The following is a 16,201-nucleotide window of genomic DNA, read 5'->3' as shown; positions in this document are numbered from 1 at the left end:
CACCCCATCTATGCGTTACAGGATGCTGGCCGTTTGGGACATCAAGTTCGATAGCTGGCTGATTTGATCGCTGATGAGACGAATTTGTTCTGCCGTTAACTTATCGTAGCTGACGTAATGTCCCGTCGTTTTGTGTCCGCGGAGAGTTTCCTCAAGCAATAAGAATTGCTGATCCAATTGCGTTCCCAGGTCGGGATTTTTCTCGTTAAGAGCAGGAATAATAGCCAAGTACACCGATTTCGATCCATCCACGTTAGCCGCGAAATCTACAAGATCGGTATGGGAATAGATTTCCTCTTCGCCCGTAATTTTGGATATCGCCGCTTCGTTCAAAAGTTCCATCGCTCCTGCGACCATGGCTTTCGGTTCCAGTTCGATCGTTTTTACTTTCGATTGCAATTCTTCCGTATCTTTAACCAATTGATCAGCGTATTTCTCCATACCCTCTAGGGAATTATCCGACCAGAGCGCCTTCTCGAGTCTATGAAAACCGGTCCAAGTGCTTTCGTCCTCTACGTCCGCTAGGCGGGCATCGATTCTCGGATCCAAATCTCCGAAGCTTTCGGCGATCGGTTCGATATTTTCGAAAAACACGCGCGCCTTAGGATACTCGAGCTTCGCTTTCTCCGCGTCGCCCGCTTTAACCGCTTCAACGAATACTTTTGTCTGAATGACCAGATTATCCGCTTGTTCCTCTACGTAAACCTTGTAATTCGCAACTGCTTTAGTAAGAAGCTCGGAGGTGCTGCCCGTCGTTTCTTTGGCGTTAAGAAGGCTAGTCAGCGCAACTTGCAGCTTCTCGGCCGTTACTTTCAACGCATCGAAATCCACTTTGTCGTATGCCGAAGCCGAGAAGATCGGTAATTCGTATTTCTCGACTTCCGTATATTCGATCGGGAACAACTGACGAACCGAATTCTCGTAAGCTAACCATGCCTCGTTGATTGACTTCCCTAGACGTTTGACTTCGTCGGCATCCTTCTTGTCGATCGCTTCTTGCAGCTTGGCCGTTTCCTCTTGAAGCTTGGCCGTCCCCTGTTGAATGGCGCTCGTATCTCCGCCCGACGCTTCGGATTGCTGGCTAGCGCTTGGACTTGAGCTTGCAGTCCCTGCCGCAGGCTCGCTGTCATTGTTTTTACCGCAGGCTCCAAGCACTAGTGTCGCTACCAAAATAACGCTCGCTAATTTCATTTGTCTGTTCATTCTATTTCCCCCGCTTAGTTCATTTTTGTTGCAAGTATTTTCAATTCTTTGCCTGCTGATCTGCTGGTCATCTTCTGATAGACGACAACGATTGCCGCGATCAATACGAATAACAATTGCGGAAGCGTGCTATACCATGATGGATATAAGCTAATCGATAGCTGCTCCGGCAAGTACTCTTGTACCGTGGATGGAATCACGCCTGCCATCTGCAAGCTGTGGATCCCCGATCCCATAAACTTAAAGCATAAGTAAAAGACGATAACGCTGGATACTAGGAAAACGGGCCGTACCGGCAATCGCGTTCCGAGCTTGATCATGATAACCGCGAATACCGCGAGAATCCCGAACCCGGCGGCAATTCCTACCGCTAACTCCACGCCCGGCATCTTATTGACCATGCCGACTAAGAAAATCACCGTCTCTAGCCCTTCGCGCACGATCGCGAAAAAAGCAAGAAGAGCTAACGAGATCATCTTTCCGTTCGTGAGCGCTTGCGTACTCTTCGATTGCATGAACCGATTCCAGCGTTTCACGTCGGAATTGCGATGTAACCAATAACTGACGTACAGAAGCAACAAGCTCGCTCCTACGCCCGTCCAGCCGTTGATCAACGAATTGTTGTGACCGAACGTGCTCGAAGACAATAAGAAAGCGACGGCTAAACCAAGCGCAATGCATACGAGCACTCCGGCGCTCGATCCGACGATGACCCATCGTTTGGCGGGTTTGGAATCCGCTCTCTTGGCGTACATTAACAAGGTCCCTACGACCAACAACGCTTCAAGCCCTTCCCGGATCGGAATCAGGGCCGCGTCCCACCAAGAGTATTGGGCATCGATGAGCGGAGTCAAGGAATCGATCATTCTATCCACGATCTGCCTAGCTTCATCCTGTTTACCCTCGTTCGACAAGTAAGCATCCATTAAAACGAGATCGCGCTCGGAATGATTGTAAACGGTTTGCGACTTGCTTACGATATCGCCTTCGATGGACAACCACTGACGCTGGAGCAGCTTTACAGCGCTAAGCGCTTCCGACCAGGATTGCTTCTCCATCAGATCGCCGGCTTCCCTCAGCTTCATGACGTAAGCGCTCAGCGACATCCTTTGTTGCCCGTCGTTATCGACATAAGCGCCGTCCGAGTAATTCCGAAGCGAGAATTGCAGCGCACCCGCTTCTTCCTTAGCTTTCTGAACGTCTTTATTCAAGAAGGCCAAAGAAAGACTCGCCATCTGGCGGTCGATCTCGAGCGCCATGTCCAGCGAGTTTTGTTTGACGTTCTGCTTATTGGCAGCCCACCATTTCTTGATGGAAGCAAAAGCAACCGCACCTTGGTCCAAGTTCCCGGATTCCAGGTTGGCGAATAGATCATCGGATTGCGCGAGTGTCGTTCCGATGGGTTCGTTAGCCGCAGCTGCATTCGTTTGCGCAACCGGGAAAAACAACAGAAAAAGGGACGCCATCAAAATGATAGAACTAACCAGCGGAAACGATAATTTAACTGTCCGACGGTCTGTTGTTTTCATTTCGAATGCGCCCCCGATTGTAATCTTGATATCGTCGTAATGACATTGATAACCGTTCTCAGTACAAGGGTTTATTATATTCCTACTGCTTCAAGGTGTCAATCGGGTTTTTTGGGATTTTACATTTATTGCGCCACTCTAATCGTTACGATGTCCCTTTCCTCTCCGTTGCCCTCTCTGATAGATCCATAGATAGCTTCCGCCATACGAACGCGATCAACAATACGAGTATCGCGGTAGACAAGGGAAACCAGCCGAGTCCCAACGAGCCCCAGATCGGCAACATCCCTTTGACGGCTTGAACCCCTATTAACATCTCGCCCGCGGTGTACCCTAGAATAGCCGAACCGACCCATACGACGGCCGGAAACCGGTTCAGAAGTTTCAAGATGAGCTGACTCCCCCATATAATAAGCGGGATGCTGAGCGCGATCCCTGTCGCCATGAGCCATAGCTCATTCTTGGCGATGGACGCGATCGCGAGCACGTTATCCAAGCTCATGACCAAATCGGACACCAATATGATGCCTACCGCCTTACCGAGCGAGCCTACGCCTTTCACTTCCTTCTCCGCCCCATCGTCCAAGAGCAGGTGAATCGCGATGTACAACAGAAGTACCGCGCCCACGATCTGCACGGCCGGAATGTCCAGCAGAGCGACCGCCGCAACCGACAAAACGATCCGAAGACCAACCGCGCCGATGGCCCCCAGCCATATCGCCCGATTCCGCATCCGCTCCGGCAGATTGCGGCTCGCCATCGCGATCACGACGGCATTGTCCCCGCTAAGGACGATGTTAATGAGCAATATTTCCAATAACAAGATTAGGTTTTCTAGCATATCGATCGCCTCTTATCCTCTATGTAATATCTTAATCTTAAACGTATGTATCATTCCCCAATCCCGGATTTTAATTCCGAAAGATAAAAAAACAGCCGCCCCGTAAGCCATAAGGATGGCTATCGTGACGACCCTACCCGAGGAAATCCGGGGTTATCGATATGGACCGATCTGATCGATCGGGTTGATCGGATGGATCTAGTTGAACTGGCCGATAGGGCGGATTCCCATAGGAATGTCGCAATTTCTCCCGAATTAATGTTATGAACGCATTGGCGATCGGAGATAAAATTCTATTCTGAGCCGTGCAGATGGCGATAGGCCTTCTAAGTTCGAGATCCGTAACTTTTACCCTGGACACTTCGCCGCGGTCGATGAATTCCTTGACGGCTAACGACGATAACAGATTGGCCCCGTAACCCGCTCCGACCGCCTTGATCGTTTCGTAAAGCCCGTTGAGCTGCATACCGATCTTCGGTTGCCTTACGTTATAGGTTCTGCACATGGAAAGAAATCTTTCCCGGGTCGAGCTTCCCTCTTCCCGGATGACGAAGGTTTCTTCCATCATTTCATGCAACGAGACTTCCCGGTTGGCAAGAGGGTGCCCCGGCGGCACGATAAACCATAATTCGTCGTCGAACAAGTGATCCCAATGGATGTTCGGCCTCTCCCAGCCTCCTCCGATGATCGCCACATCCGCGCTATGATTATTTACTCTATCGAAAGCCATCTGGCTATTTCCCGTGACGACGTTTATTCTAACGCTCTCATGCTCCGATTTGAAGAAAGCAATCCACTTGGGAAGAAGTACGGTTGCCGGTAAATACGTCGCCGCAATCGTCAGTTCACCGCCGTCCCCGCTCAATAGATCCTTCATTTTCGTCTCAATTTCGTGTTCCACGGCAAGCATTTTACCCGATAATTCGAAGAGCTCCTTCCCCGCGTAGGTAAGTCCGATTCCCCTTCCATCCGGCTTCACGAGCTTGATTCCCAATTCCTTCTCCAGTTTTCTTAGATGCTGGGTCACGGCCGGTTGGCTAATTCGCAGTTCATCCGCTGCTTTTGTTACGTTGCCGTTTCGTGCTACGAAATGAAATACTTTTATGGCGTGTAGGTTCACTTACGATCATCGCCTCCACGAATCATTAGTTTTACTTATCAATAGAGTTCAATTATATATTAGTAACTTGCTTTGCGCTGTATTATTTTTGAACCATGGACATTGAAAATAAACAAAAGAAACACGTTCTCCGAATGGCGTGGATAACGGCGCTCTGCTTAATGGGCGACTCGATGCTGTATATCGTCCTTCCGCTGCACTGGAAGGAGGCCGGGCTTGAATCCCTGGTGCAAGTCGGAGTCGTTCTATCGGTCAATCGATTAATCAGATTGCCCTTGAATCCGATCGTTAGCCGGATCTACCGGTATATCACTTTGCGGCAAGGATTAGGAATCGCATTCGTCTTAGCTATTATTACAACCGCCTCTTACGGAATAGCGGATAGTTTTCTGTTCTGGATCGGCTTGCGCGCGCTTTGGGGATTCGCTTGGTCCTTGTTGAGATTAGGCGGCTACTATGCCATATTGGATCTCCAGACGGAACGGAATCGGGGTCAACTGTTCGGGGTTTATAACGGGCACTACAGGGTGGGTAGTCTCGTCGGGATGCTGCTCGGCGGAGGATTTGCGGAACTGCTCGGGCTCCGCGCCCTCTCATTGTTGCTAGCGGCGCTAGCTCTCTGCGGAATTCCGATTTTTTTAAAAATGCTCCCCTTTGCCGCTATTCGGGACAGCCAAGATGAACATGCTACGGAACGGCAGTCAACGTTTAAAAAAAACAAGCTGGCCTTATTCAAGACGAATGGCGTCCTCAGCTTGTTGGTCACGGCATTGGGATCCGCCCTGATCTTCGAGGGGATGTTCGCGTCCTTGCTCAGTAACTATATCGAGAACAAACAATTAACCGCCACCTGGCTTGGCTTTACGATCGGGGGAGCTCTTCTATCGGGAGGACTTCAAGCTATGCGATGGGGATGGAGTCCGTTTCTCTCGCCTTACGTAGGCCGGCTAACGGATCGTAAATTCCATGCGATACCGATGATCGCGATCAACCTGATCGCGTCTTGGATCCTGTTGCTTGCGTTCCCTCTATCCATGCCGTTAGCCGCATGGATTCTCGTTACCTTAGGCATATTGCTATGCTCTACGTTCATCAGCACGTTGTTGGATTACCTTGCGGCCTCCGTTGCTGCTCGCCAAGAAGGCGATAAACGAGACGTCATCACGGTATATTCCATTACATTGGATCTAGGCGCGGCGCTTGGACCGGTAGCGGCGTTCTGGATCGTGGAGAACGTCGGGTTTTATCCGATCTATTGGGGCTCTGCAGGCGTTTTTATAGCCCTTTCCATCTACTGGTTTCGCAGAAATCAACAGCGATCGAAGCCAACCGAGTCGATGAAGCAGAATTCCGCTTAACACCGTTTAACACCGAAGCCAATTACGCAAAAACAAGCCCGACCTTTCCTCTCCGGAGAACGGTCGGGCTTAAACTTGCCGTTAACGGGATAACGCCGAGTTTTTCTCGTCGAACTTGGCGTTATGCGAAGAAACCGATGCCGCCCTCGGTGCTTCTGGGTCCAAATAGCGCTTAGCGCCGTTTACCGCAAGTGCCGCATCCGCGAACGCTCCCGCGATGAGGTGCAGCTTGCCTGGATGGTCGGCCGTATCGCCAGCGACGAATACCCCGGGAATATTCGTCGCCAGCTTCGCGTCGGCGCGAATATTCCAATCCCCCATCTCCAGCCCCCAATCGACGATCCTTCCGAAGTCGCCGCGCAAGCCGTGGTTAACGATGACCGCGTCCACCGCTAACCTTTCCGGCGGTTCCGAAGGCTGTCCCTCCGAATCCAGTCGCGCGATCGAAACCTCTTCGATCCGGTCTCCGTCGCCGTGCAACTCCTTGATTGCGTACGGCGTGCGAACTTCGACGGACGACTCCTTCATTCGTTTCACGTTCAGCTCATGTCCGGTAAACCGATTGCGACGGTGTACCAAGGCGACGCTAGCGGCTACCCGCTCCAACTCGTTAGCCCAATCCACGGCGGAATCTCCGCCGCCGGAAATCAAAATCCGTTTCCCTCGATAAACTTCCAAATCCGTCACCGAGTAATGAAGGTTGGCCGCCTCAAATCGCTCCGCGCCTTCAATCGCCAGCTTTGCTTGCTTTAACGCGCCATGTCCGACCGCCAATATCAACGAGCGCGTATGATGACGCTCCCCTCTGTCCGACGTCACTACCATCGTTCCATCGATCAAGCGCTCCAATCCCGCAATCTGCTGTCCCAGCACGATCGTCGGTTCGAACGTCATCGCCTGCTCGATCATTCGCGAGGTGATCTGCCCGCATCGGGTGGGAGGCACACCGCCGATATCCCAAACGATCTTATTCGGATACATCACCGTTCTTCCGCCTAGCTCTTCCCTGGCCTCGATCAGCTTTGTTTTCATATCCCTCATTCCGCCGTAGAAAGCGGCATATAGTCCCGCTGGGCCACCGCCGATAATGGTCAAATCGTATAGCTCCGATTCCCCGTTCATCCCGTTTCCTCCCCTCTCCGTTTCTATCCCTTTTTACGTCTGAACAGCAGATACATGAAAAAAGGTGCGCCGATTCCTGCCGTAAACACGCCCGCGGGAATATCGAGAGGTTGAAACAGCATTCTTCCCGCAAGATCCGCCAATAGCAATAAGATCGCTCCAAGCAGAGCCGAAACCGGAATAAGTATCCGGTAAGAACGCCCCGCTAATCTCCTCGCCATATGGGGTGCCAGCAATCCGATAAACGAGATCGTCCCGGCCACCCCTACCGCCGCGCCCGCAAGAGCGACGCTATAGAATATGAAGACCAAGCGGCTAAGCTGAAGGCGGTTTCCCAAGCCGACGGCAATCTCGTCTCCCAGCGACTGCACGTTCAATTCCCTCGCATGCCATAAGGTCAGGGGAAAGAACACGGCGATCCACGGCCATAGAGCGTTAATATAAGACCAGTTGGTGCCGTAGATGCTTCCCGTCATCCAATTGAGCACTTGCGCTGCCAAATACGCCGGACCGCTAATGAGCAAGAACATCGTAAGCGCGCCCATCGCCGTCGATATGCCGAGCCCGATCAGAACAAGCCTGAATGGCGACACTCCCTTGCTCCAAGCTAACGCATAGCTAAGAAGGGCGGTAACGAAAGCGCCCGCGACGGCAATCCATGGAATCCAATGAATGCTGTATCCCGTAAACAAGGTCATGAAGGCAACGACGGCTACCGACGCTCCCCCGGTGATCCCGACGAGATCCGGCGAGGCAAGCGGGTTGCGAATGACGCCTTGGAGCACCGCTCCGGAAACCGCCAAAGCTGCCCCAATCAACAACGCGGCTACGATTCGCGGCAATCGGAATTGCATGATAATAAGGTCGCTACCTTCCGCGTTCCGTCCGACGAGAGAGAGAATGATTTCTTTTAACGGTATGGTTACTCCGCCCAGAGACAAACAAACCAAACTCAAGAAAACCGTTAAGAGGCATAGCCCGATCAGGAGGACGATCGATTTCCGCGTTCGTTTTCTATGCATGTTTCCTCCTTCTCGCGACATGAATCAGGAACGGAACCCCGATCAATGCCGTTGCGACGCCTACGGGAACTTCCTTAGGCATCAATACGAATCGCGAAGCGATATCTGCCGTCACTAACAGCGTCGCGCCCGTTAACGCGCAATAAGGGATTAACCATCGATGATCATTCCCCACTAAGTACCTGCATAAATGCGGGACGATCAGTCCGATGAAGGCAATGGGTCCTGCTACGGATACCGAGCTTCCCGCTAACAGAACGACTGCAACGGCTGCGATCACTCTCATAAGCATGATCCGTTGGCCGAGGCTTTTGGCGCTATCGTCTCCTAAAGCCATCACGTTGAGCGTGCCCGATAGCAGAACCGCGATGCATAAACCCGAGAGCATATAGGGGAACACGATCGACAGATGATCCAATCGCCTATCCGAGACCGAACCGATCATCCAAAATAAGGCCGACTCCAAAGACTCTTTATGAATGAGCATCAAGCCCGAGGTGACCGAGGAAGCGAACGCCGCGATAGACGCTCCCGCAAGGGTCAGCTTAACCGGATCGAATCCGCCCCTCTGTTGAGCTCCCAAAGCATAGACGCATACCGAAGCGGCGATAGCTCCCGCAAAGGCGACCCAGATCATCGTTTGCATCGATAACGACGACCCGAAAGCTACCAATCCGATTACGATGAACAAAGCCGCGCCCGAATTAATCCCGAAGACGGAGGGCGAAGCTAACGGATTCTTCGTCATCACTTGCATGATCGTCCCTGCAACGGCGAGACTGGCTCCTACCGCGGCCGCGATTAAAGCACGGGGAACGCGCGTCGTCGTTAAGATAAGATGTTCGTTGGATCCATCGAAATGTCGATAAGCCAACCACAAATCGTTTAATCCGAAACGGTGAATCCCATACAACACGCTGCAGATCAAGCTAATCAGCAGCACTGCCAATCCGATTCCAAGGCCGACAAGCTTGCTCTTGCGGCTTCTCATTGCTAATGCCATTTTCCGCACACCTGCCGCTGAAAGAATAACAAGCCGACGCGGTTAAGGCGTCAGCTTGCCGATTCAACAATCCCGACTACTTCACTTCGAAATATTCGACGAGCTCATCCAGAAGTAAATTCGCCGCTTCATAACCACCGGCGGAATTCCAAATCGCTTCATCCACTTGAATGACTTTATTGTTCTTGGTTACTTCCAAATTCTTAAACAACGGATCGTTCATCCATTCCTCCACGACCTTGGAAGCATCCGTCTTGCCGGGAGCCTCCGACACGAAATAGAACAGAACATCCCCGTCCATGCTAGGAATCATCTCCTTGGTCATGACCTCGATGAAGGAGTCCTTGTCCTGCGACGCAGGCCGGGCAATTCCCAATTGGCTCAAGAGAACGCCGGAGAAAGTTTGCTTCTGATAGATCCTTACTTGCGAAGCAGAGAATCGGGCAACCGATACCTTCGTAGCCGCCTTGTCGCCAAGCTTGGCTTTCACTTCCTCAACCCGCTTGTCGAAGGCTTCCATCGCTTTTTCCCCTTCGGCTTGCTTATTGACCGCTTCCGAATAGAGTTTAAAGTTGATTTTCCAGTCCCCCGCTAAATCTTCGGAGAATACGGTAGGCGCGATTTGCTTCAGCTGCTCGTATATTTTCTCCTGACGGACTTTATTTCCGATGATCAGGTCGGGTTTAAGGCTAGCGATCAATTCGACGTTCGGCTGCAGTTCGTCGCCGACTGCCGTTACGTCAACCATCTCGTCCTTGATGTGATCGTACCAAGGATCTCCGATCCACGATTGGACGGCGCCAACGGGTTTAATGCCGACTGCCAGCAATGCCTCGGTACCTTCGTTCGTGAGAATCACGACCCGTTTAGGAGTGCCCGTCAGCGTTTCTTCGCCCATTGCATGTTTAACGACCCGCGGAGCTTCGTTCTCGGACGATGGGCTAGCCGTTTGCGTTGCGGCCGCCTCGCTTCCGCTTGGCGACGCTGCTCCTCCGTTCGTGGAATTCGAATTCCCCGCGTTGGACGCACAGGCGCTCAGAATTAACGTGAAACAAAATAACAAGGTTGCCGCCATTGAAACTTTGGACTTTCTGTACATATGTAAGTCTCCCCTTCTGTCGATACGTTGATAATGATTATCATGCTCATTAACAATATAACGGCGAAGGTTTTTCGCAACAATGGGATATTTGGACATCCGGGATGGATTATTTCGACCGAAAGCCGTCTTTCGAGCATTTTCCTTAAAGCTTGTCGGCGAAAGTCCTTCGGCCTTCTTGAATATTCTGCTAAAATAATAGCTATCCGAATAACCGACCCACTCCGCGATTTCTCTTAACGTAAACTCCGAGTTAAGCAGTAGCTCCTTGGCCTTATTCATTCGGACTTGTATTAAATAGTCGATTGGACTCGTATCCATCTGGCTCTTGAACATTCTCAGGAATTGTCTGGAATTCAGATCCAGCATGTCGACAAGCGACTCGAGCGTTACATGGTCCTTGTAATTCTCGTGAATATATCGGATCGCTTGAGCAACCGGATCCGGTTTGACCGGGTGAATCCCTTGATGGCTCAATTGCCGCATCATTTCGTGAACGAATTGATAGAATAGCGCTTTGACGTATAATTTATCTACCGCTTCCGTTTGACGCCAGATTGCGCCCATTAATTCAACCTTATGGAATAAAGCGATCGGATAGTGAGGATCGAATCCGTATTGCATGAGAAAAGGATTGTTGTTTTCCATCATACGCACTAGGTCTTGCCGACTCGGGAGGGGCAGGAACGCCTTGTATAAAATCAAGTAATATTCGAAAAGCTCATCGACCTCTATATCGAGGCACATCCCTTTCCCGCCGTGCAGCACATGGAATCGTTTCGCTAAGGTCACCTTGCCGTCCCACTTCACTTGCGCGCTACCGCGGACGATATATAGATAAGCGCTGGAGGGCAGCCGATAAGAGCGCAACTCCTCTCCGCTCTTCAAGAGGATACGGCGTACGTCGATTACCTTAACCGAAACATGATTCCACAGCACGATGTGTTCGTTCAGATTCATTGCCTTGTTTCCATCCCTTCTAGCCGAATGTCCTTGTACATGATTATAATTGAAAATAATTATCATTATCAATAGAGTTCGTTGATTACTGAATGAATACCGATGATCATAGAATAGTGGAAGTGTATTTGGAGGAGGCTTATCCGACCATTGGATTACATGACCCATACGCTGTTCGGAGTCGCTATCTATGGCGCGCTGAACAAACTCAATATGGATACGAAAACGAAATGGGCACTGTTCGCCACCTCGGTCGGCGCTAACGTGATCCCCGACATCGACGTCCAATGGACAAGAGCGAGCGCGGATTATTTAATGTCGCATAGAGGGTTTACCCATTCATTCTTTATGGTTCCCGTCTGGGCAGCTTTGTTTTCCTTCTTGAGCTATGTTGTATTCCGCGTGCTAGACCGTCGAATATTCCTCACGGCCGTTACAGGGGTGCTTCTGCATATTATTAGCGACTGGTCGAACGCTTGGGGGATCGGACTATTCGAACCCTTTGTATCAAATAGGTACGCCGGCGGTTTTATTCCGAACAAAGGGTATATTTTCTGGGGGTTCATGGCCGTTCTCCTTCCATTCTTCGCGCTGTATCGCGCGAAAGAACATCGGCAACGGATATTCCGCGTTTTCTGGATATTGGGGGCCGTTTATTCCGGCTTCCAAATCGTTCATTCCGCTTACGTATACATGGATTTGAAGAACGAAGGCTACTCCCAAGTCGCCATCCGAGCGGATCGGTTGCCCGGGGGCATCTCTTATTACGCCAAAAAAGACGACATCGTCGTCGAAGGCAGACATGAAGTTGGCGGAGACAGCGGGATTGTTCAGACCTATCGGAACGACCCCGTGGACGTTGAGCAACTGCGCCGATACCGTCCCGCTAGGGATCTTCTCTTATTCGCGCCTTTCGTCGTCACGCAAGACGAAGGCGATCGAATCCGCGTTTTCGATCCGCGCTTTGCGGGAAGGGTATCTATACTCAGCGTCGATGTCCCCAAGACGTAATATCTCTAGCCGGATCCAAGTCACATGGTCACTTCGTTATCCTTGCCATGGCTCCCCGGTTTCCTATAGACCGTAAAGAAAAACACCGCCAGCAGAACTATACAGAATCCGGCGTACGATAAGATCAAAACGACATTGTCGATATCCGGAATGAGAATCGAAGAACTAATAATCGCGAACAACCATATGTGCGAGAGATTCCCGATGATGGAAGACCATATATAAGGGATCATTTTCACCGGGGAAATCCCTGCCATGAAGGAGATCAGATTATTAGGCATAATCGGAATCGTCCGCAGCAGAATAATGGCCCATAACCCGTACTTCTCGAAGCGAAGCTGCCACCTTCCGTACTTCTGCAGCCGTTTCTCCCATTTGCGAAGCACCCAATTCGCGAACAAGGACCGGCTCACCCAGAACACGACGACTGCCGCGACGGTTCCGGAAATCCAACTTGCCATAATGCCGTTGACCAGTCCAAGCGCGGAAATATGCAGCATGATTATCGTTGCGAAAGGGAAAAGACCGAGAAATCCCTGAATGATTCCGAGCGGTATTGTAATGAGTAAAATCCACAATCCGCTCAGTCCCGTGAAAGCGACTAGCGCGTCTATCCAACCGTTAATCGTCTCGCCCATCGCGTTTATCTCCTAACCGTTAATTCCTATGTTTCTAATACGAATTGTAACATGATCCCGTTCCAATTCCATCGTAAATCTTTACTAATCCGATCGTTCCATCAAGTCCCACCGATGTCGATTTTGCTCCAACCGGGGATGGAGTCGACTCGGTTCGGACGACATCAGCAATCGAATTTTCACGATCCATTCCTCGAAGGAAGCGAACGATGCGAATTGGTTCGCCGTCTGCGGCGTGACTAATAGAAAATGCGGGGCAGGCAACGTCTCCGTCAAGTGCCGAAGCGCGGAATCGATCGGAGTGTATTTCTTTCTTTTCCCCTCCCAGCCGTCGATCGCGATCGCTATCCGACCTCTTTCCGGCTCCCATTCGCGAAGAAGCTTTTCCCGCTTGTAATAAGGACTCACCGGTTCCTTGGACATTCGCTTGGCGGTCTCCTCATGGATTGGGTATAATACGAATTTCGCGAAAGACCGAGCGACGGCAGCTTCTAGCGCAAGATCCAGTTCCTCTTCCGTTGTTTGCTCGAAAGTATCATAGTAGATTAACGTACCTTTTTCCCGATCTATCGGCGGCTCATAGCCAAAGGGAACCTTCTGCGGTTGAGTATTCATCATCGCGACCTCCGATTGGGACAGTTGTATAGTAGCATTCCCATGCTCTTTAATAATATTGGCTAACGATTAAAGATGCCAGTCTACAGCAATAACGACTATAACGAAAAACGCAGAATCAAGGAAAAGCCCAAGATTCTGCGTTGTGTTGGCGTACCTTAATTTAGTAGATATTCGCTCTTACGATTTCCGGTAATGGCTTCGTTTGGTTGGTCATACTAGATTTACACATGGGACAGAGCGGCATTTGCGAGAATGAGAATTCGCTCCTCAACCAGCAGTTGCAATCCTGATTGGAACAGATCCAAATTTGCGTATCTATCATATTTACGGCGACAGCATTTTGCTTGCTTCGATAAAATTTAGCCAAGTCCAACTGCCCCCTCTAGAGATGAGTTCATTGTTACTGTCCCGTTGCTTTCTTCAGCTGTTTCTTAGGTCGGCAAAATTTACATACCTTTACCGAAACGCCGTCTACGACTATTCCTTCGTAAAGTAATTTAATACCCGTTCTTGCGCAGCGAGGGCATTCGCCCCTGCCTTTCGATTCAAGGCCTGACAACACATTTCCACGAGTTTTGGTAGCCATCTTTCATTTCCTCTCCCTTTTGCATGATTTGTACGTTCCAACGGTCGACTTTGTACGAAACCTGTCCCCAAGGCTTGGGGAATAAGACAGAAAACATAGCATCACCACCTTGCCCATTTAATGTAAAAAGTACCCATACAAAGAATGAAGACACCTCGCTCTGGCGCGAGATGCCTCAATTCATATAGGGTACCACATTTGGAAACGGATATCAACTTTTATAAATATTATCCATTTAAAGTAAAGATGTATATTTTATTACTTCTGCGCTTGATCTACCGATGCAGCTTCATATCGGGCATCACTTGCCTTCGTTAATCGCCCGAATGAGCTCGACCGGCAGCTTCGGTACCCGATCATAGGTCAGCATACCGTTAATTTCCTGCTCGACGTCGGTTAATTGGGTATAGCAATAACCTTGCACGATTCCCGATTTCAATAGGGGTTGAATGACGGCACGGAGGCGTTCGGCGAAATCTTCGTCGTTGTCCGCTCCGGAATATCCCCAGCCTTCCCAATCGCTTTTCTTATAAGCGATCCCGCCGAACTCCGTCACGAGTATCGGTTGACCGGCATAAGGAAAGCCCTCTACAGCAAGTTTTCTATTGGCCGGCATTGCGCTTACCGCGTTATCCACGGAGCCGTAACGTTCCTCCAACACCTCTCGGCTTGATTCATAATCGTGAATGTTGAATAGATCGGTCCGAACCATTTCCCACCCGTCATTCGAGATGACCAAACGCATCGGATCAAGAGACTTCGTCAAGTGGTACATCGTTAACGCATGCTGCTGTTGCCGCTTGTCGATCTGAATGTTGGGTACGCCCCAGCTTTCGTTGAGCGGTACCCATACGACGATGGACGGGTGATTGTAATCGCGGTCGATAGACTCTTGCCACTCGTTGACGAACCGGCGCACGTACTCCTCGCTATACGCATAGGCATTCGCGGCCTCGCTCCATACGAGCAATCCAAGCTTATCGCACCAGTACAAGTATCTAGGATCTTCGAGTTTCTGATGCTTGCGCGCGCCGTTAAAGCCCATCGCCTTCGTTAATTCTACGTCTTGCTTAATCGCTTCGTCGCTAGGCGGAGTCAGGTTCCCGTCCGGAAAATAACCTTGATCGAGTACTAACTTTTGGAAATACGGCCGGTTATTCAAACAGAATTTTCCGCTTTCTATGGAAACTTTGCGCATCCCGAAATAGCTCTCCACTTCGTCGATCACCGCAATGCCATCCAGCAACGTCAGCTTGACATCGTACAAGTTCGGATTCTCGGGGGACCACCAGCGACCCTTGGAGTGATCGTTGAAATCCGTCAGCCTAACGGTTCTCGTTTCCTGGGGGTTGTTCACGACCACCACATCGCGGGAAACCTCATCTCCGTTAAACGAGATTTCGATTTGAAGGCTTAGTTCAGCGCCATTCCGCGGAAGTCCCCGGATAAACAGTTGCATCTCGATGTCGTTGTTGTCGATATCCGGAGTAAACTTAACCTTGTCCACGTAGGAACGATTAACCGCTTCCAGCCAAACCGACTGCCAAATCCCCGTCGTTCTCGTATAGAAAATGCTCGCGGAGTCCGCCAGCCAATACTGCTTGCCTCGCGGCAAGGTGACGTCTTTGCTGTAATCGACCGCTTTAACGACCAACGTATTCCCTGTCGGCTTAAGCGCGTCCGTGATATCGGCGTGGAACGGCGTATGCCCTCCTTCGTGTTGGGCCACAAGCTTGCCGTTTACCCATACGGATGCTTCATAATCGACTGCTCCGAAATGGAGAAGAATTTGTTTGCCGGCATAAGAGGCGGGCACTTCCAGCGCGCTCCGGTACCAAACCGTATCGTGAAAATCCGGATCCGCGATTCCGCTCAATCGGCTTTGATACGCGAACGGGACTTGAATGCGACTGCCCAGCGGCCGGTCGCCTTTGTACCAGCCCTCGCCTTCGCCGATTCCATGATCGTCGAATTCGAATTCCCATTGTCCGTTTAAGCTTAACCAGTCCTTCCGAACGAACTGAGGACGGGGATGTTCAGATCGATATTGCTCCGTCATTCTTTTCTCTCCTTTATTTAACCATTTAATTA

15 protein-coding genes are annotated in these 16,201 nt (G+C 50.6%); 2 read left to right on the top strand and 13 right to left on the bottom strand.

What is annotated here, in order from left to right:
* Window positions 1-15 precede the first annotated feature (15 nt).
* The 4 genes from efeO to HH215_RS02290 all read right to left on the bottom strand — a co-directional run bounded on the left by efeO (window position 16) and on the right by HH215_RS02290 (window position 4,693).
* Window positions 16-1,203, bottom strand: a complete 1,188-nt coding sequence (gene efeO, locus HH215_RS02305) for an iron uptake system protein EfeO (protein WP_169278427.1) — start codon at window positions 1,201-1,203, stop codon at window positions 16-18.
* A gap of 14 nt (window positions 1,204-1,217) precedes the next feature.
* Entirely contained in the window at window positions 1,218-2,732 is a 1,515-nt protein-coding gene (locus tag HH215_RS02300) for an FTR1 family iron permease (RefSeq protein ID WP_169278426.1), read from the bottom strand.
* A gap of 145 nt (window positions 2,733-2,877) precedes the next feature.
* Window positions 2,878-3,573 (bottom strand): TerC family protein, encoded by a 696-nt coding sequence (locus HH215_RS02295; protein WP_169278425.1) that lies wholly within the window; start codon window positions 3,571-3,573, stop codon window positions 2,878-2,880.
* Window positions 3,574-3,706: 133 nt separating this feature from the next.
* Entirely contained in the window at window positions 3,707-4,693 is a 987-nt protein-coding gene (locus tag HH215_RS02290; RefSeq protein ID WP_169278424.1) for a LysR substrate-binding domain-containing protein, read from the bottom strand.
* 134 nt (window positions 4,694-4,827) lie between these two features.
* Here HH215_RS02290 and HH215_RS02285 point away from each other — a divergent pair, with 134 nt between their 5' ends.
* The gene (locus tag HH215_RS02285; protein WP_169278423.1) at window positions 4,828-6,051 is read left to right on the top strand and encodes an MFS transporter; all 1,224 of its coding nucleotides are present in this window, start codon (window positions 4,828-4,830) and stop codon (window positions 6,049-6,051) included.
* Window positions 6,052-6,132: 81 nt separating this feature from the next.
* Here HH215_RS02285 and HH215_RS02280 read toward each other — a convergent pair whose 3' ends face one another.
* The 4 genes from HH215_RS02280 to HH215_RS02265 all read right to left on the bottom strand — a co-directional run bounded on the left by HH215_RS02280 (window position 6,133) and on the right by HH215_RS02265 (window position 11,257).
* Window positions 6,133-7,173 (bottom strand): NAD(P)/FAD-dependent oxidoreductase, encoded by a 1,041-nt coding sequence (locus HH215_RS02280; RefSeq protein WP_169278422.1) that lies wholly within the window; start codon window positions 7,171-7,173, stop codon window positions 6,133-6,135.
* 23 nt (window positions 7,174-7,196) lie between these two features.
* Complete coding sequence (locus HH215_RS02275) at window positions 7,197-8,195, bottom strand: FecCD family ABC transporter permease (protein WP_254450345.1); 999 nt, start codon at window positions 8,193-8,195, stop codon at window positions 7,197-7,199.
* Window positions 8,188-9,198: a FecCD family ABC transporter permease gene (locus tag HH215_RS02270; RefSeq protein WP_169278420.1), complete on the bottom strand. Its 1,011-nt coding sequence runs from the start codon at window positions 9,196-9,198 to the stop codon at window positions 8,188-8,190. The genes HH215_RS02275 and HH215_RS02270 overlap by 8 nt, the downstream gene beginning before the upstream one ends.
* A 76-nt stretch (window positions 9,199-9,274) precedes the next feature.
* Window positions 9,275-11,257: an AraC family transcriptional regulator gene (locus tag HH215_RS02265; protein WP_169278419.1), complete on the bottom strand. Its 1,983-nt coding sequence runs from the start codon at window positions 11,255-11,257 to the stop codon at window positions 9,275-9,277.
* Window positions 11,258-11,416: 159 nt separating this feature from the next.
* Between HH215_RS02265 and HH215_RS02260 the strand changes: the two genes are divergently transcribed.
* Window positions 11,417-12,268, top strand: a complete 852-nt coding sequence (locus HH215_RS02260; RefSeq protein WP_254450531.1) for a metal-dependent hydrolase — start codon at window positions 11,417-11,419, stop codon at window positions 12,266-12,268.
* 20 nt (window positions 12,269-12,288) lie between these two features.
* Here the strand turns inward: HH215_RS02260 and HH215_RS02255 are convergent, their stop codons facing one another.
* The 5 genes from HH215_RS02255 to HH215_RS02240 all read right to left on the bottom strand — a co-directional run bounded on the left by HH215_RS02255 (window position 12,289) and on the right by HH215_RS02240 (window position 16,169).
* On the bottom strand, window positions 12,289-12,906 hold the full coding sequence (locus HH215_RS02255) for a TVP38/TMEM64 family protein (protein WP_169278417.1): 618 nt from the start codon (window positions 12,904-12,906) through the stop codon (window positions 12,289-12,291).
* An 84-nt stretch (window positions 12,907-12,990) separates the two neighbouring features.
* Complete coding sequence (locus HH215_RS02250) at window positions 12,991-13,521, bottom strand: hypothetical protein (protein ID WP_169284186.1); 531 nt, start codon at window positions 13,519-13,521, stop codon at window positions 12,991-12,993.
* A 163-nt stretch (window positions 13,522-13,684) separates the two neighbouring features.
* Window positions 13,685-13,891, bottom strand: coding sequence for a cold-inducible protein YdjO-related protein (locus tag HH215_RS02245; RefSeq protein ID WP_256376686.1), 207 nt, complete (start codon window positions 13,889-13,891; stop codon window positions 13,685-13,687).
* Window positions 13,892-13,924: 33 nt separating this feature from the next.
* Entirely contained in the window at window positions 13,925-14,110 is a 186-nt protein-coding gene (locus tag HH215_RS37225) for a hypothetical protein (protein ID WP_510549636.1), read from the bottom strand.
* 301 nt (window positions 14,111-14,411) lie between these two features.
* The gene (locus HH215_RS02240; protein ID WP_169278416.1) at window positions 14,412-16,169 is read right to left on the bottom strand and encodes a glycoside hydrolase family 2 protein; all 1,758 of its coding nucleotides are present in this window, start codon (window positions 16,167-16,169) and stop codon (window positions 14,412-14,414) included.
* Between the last annotated feature and the right edge of the window lie 32 nt (window positions 16,170-16,201).

This window comes from Cohnella herbarum (assembly GCF_012849095.1).
Lineage (GTDB): Bacteria > Bacillota > Bacilli > Paenibacillales > Paenibacillaceae > Cohnella > Cohnella herbarum.
This window is presented reverse-complemented; position numbering and strand designations above follow the sequence as displayed.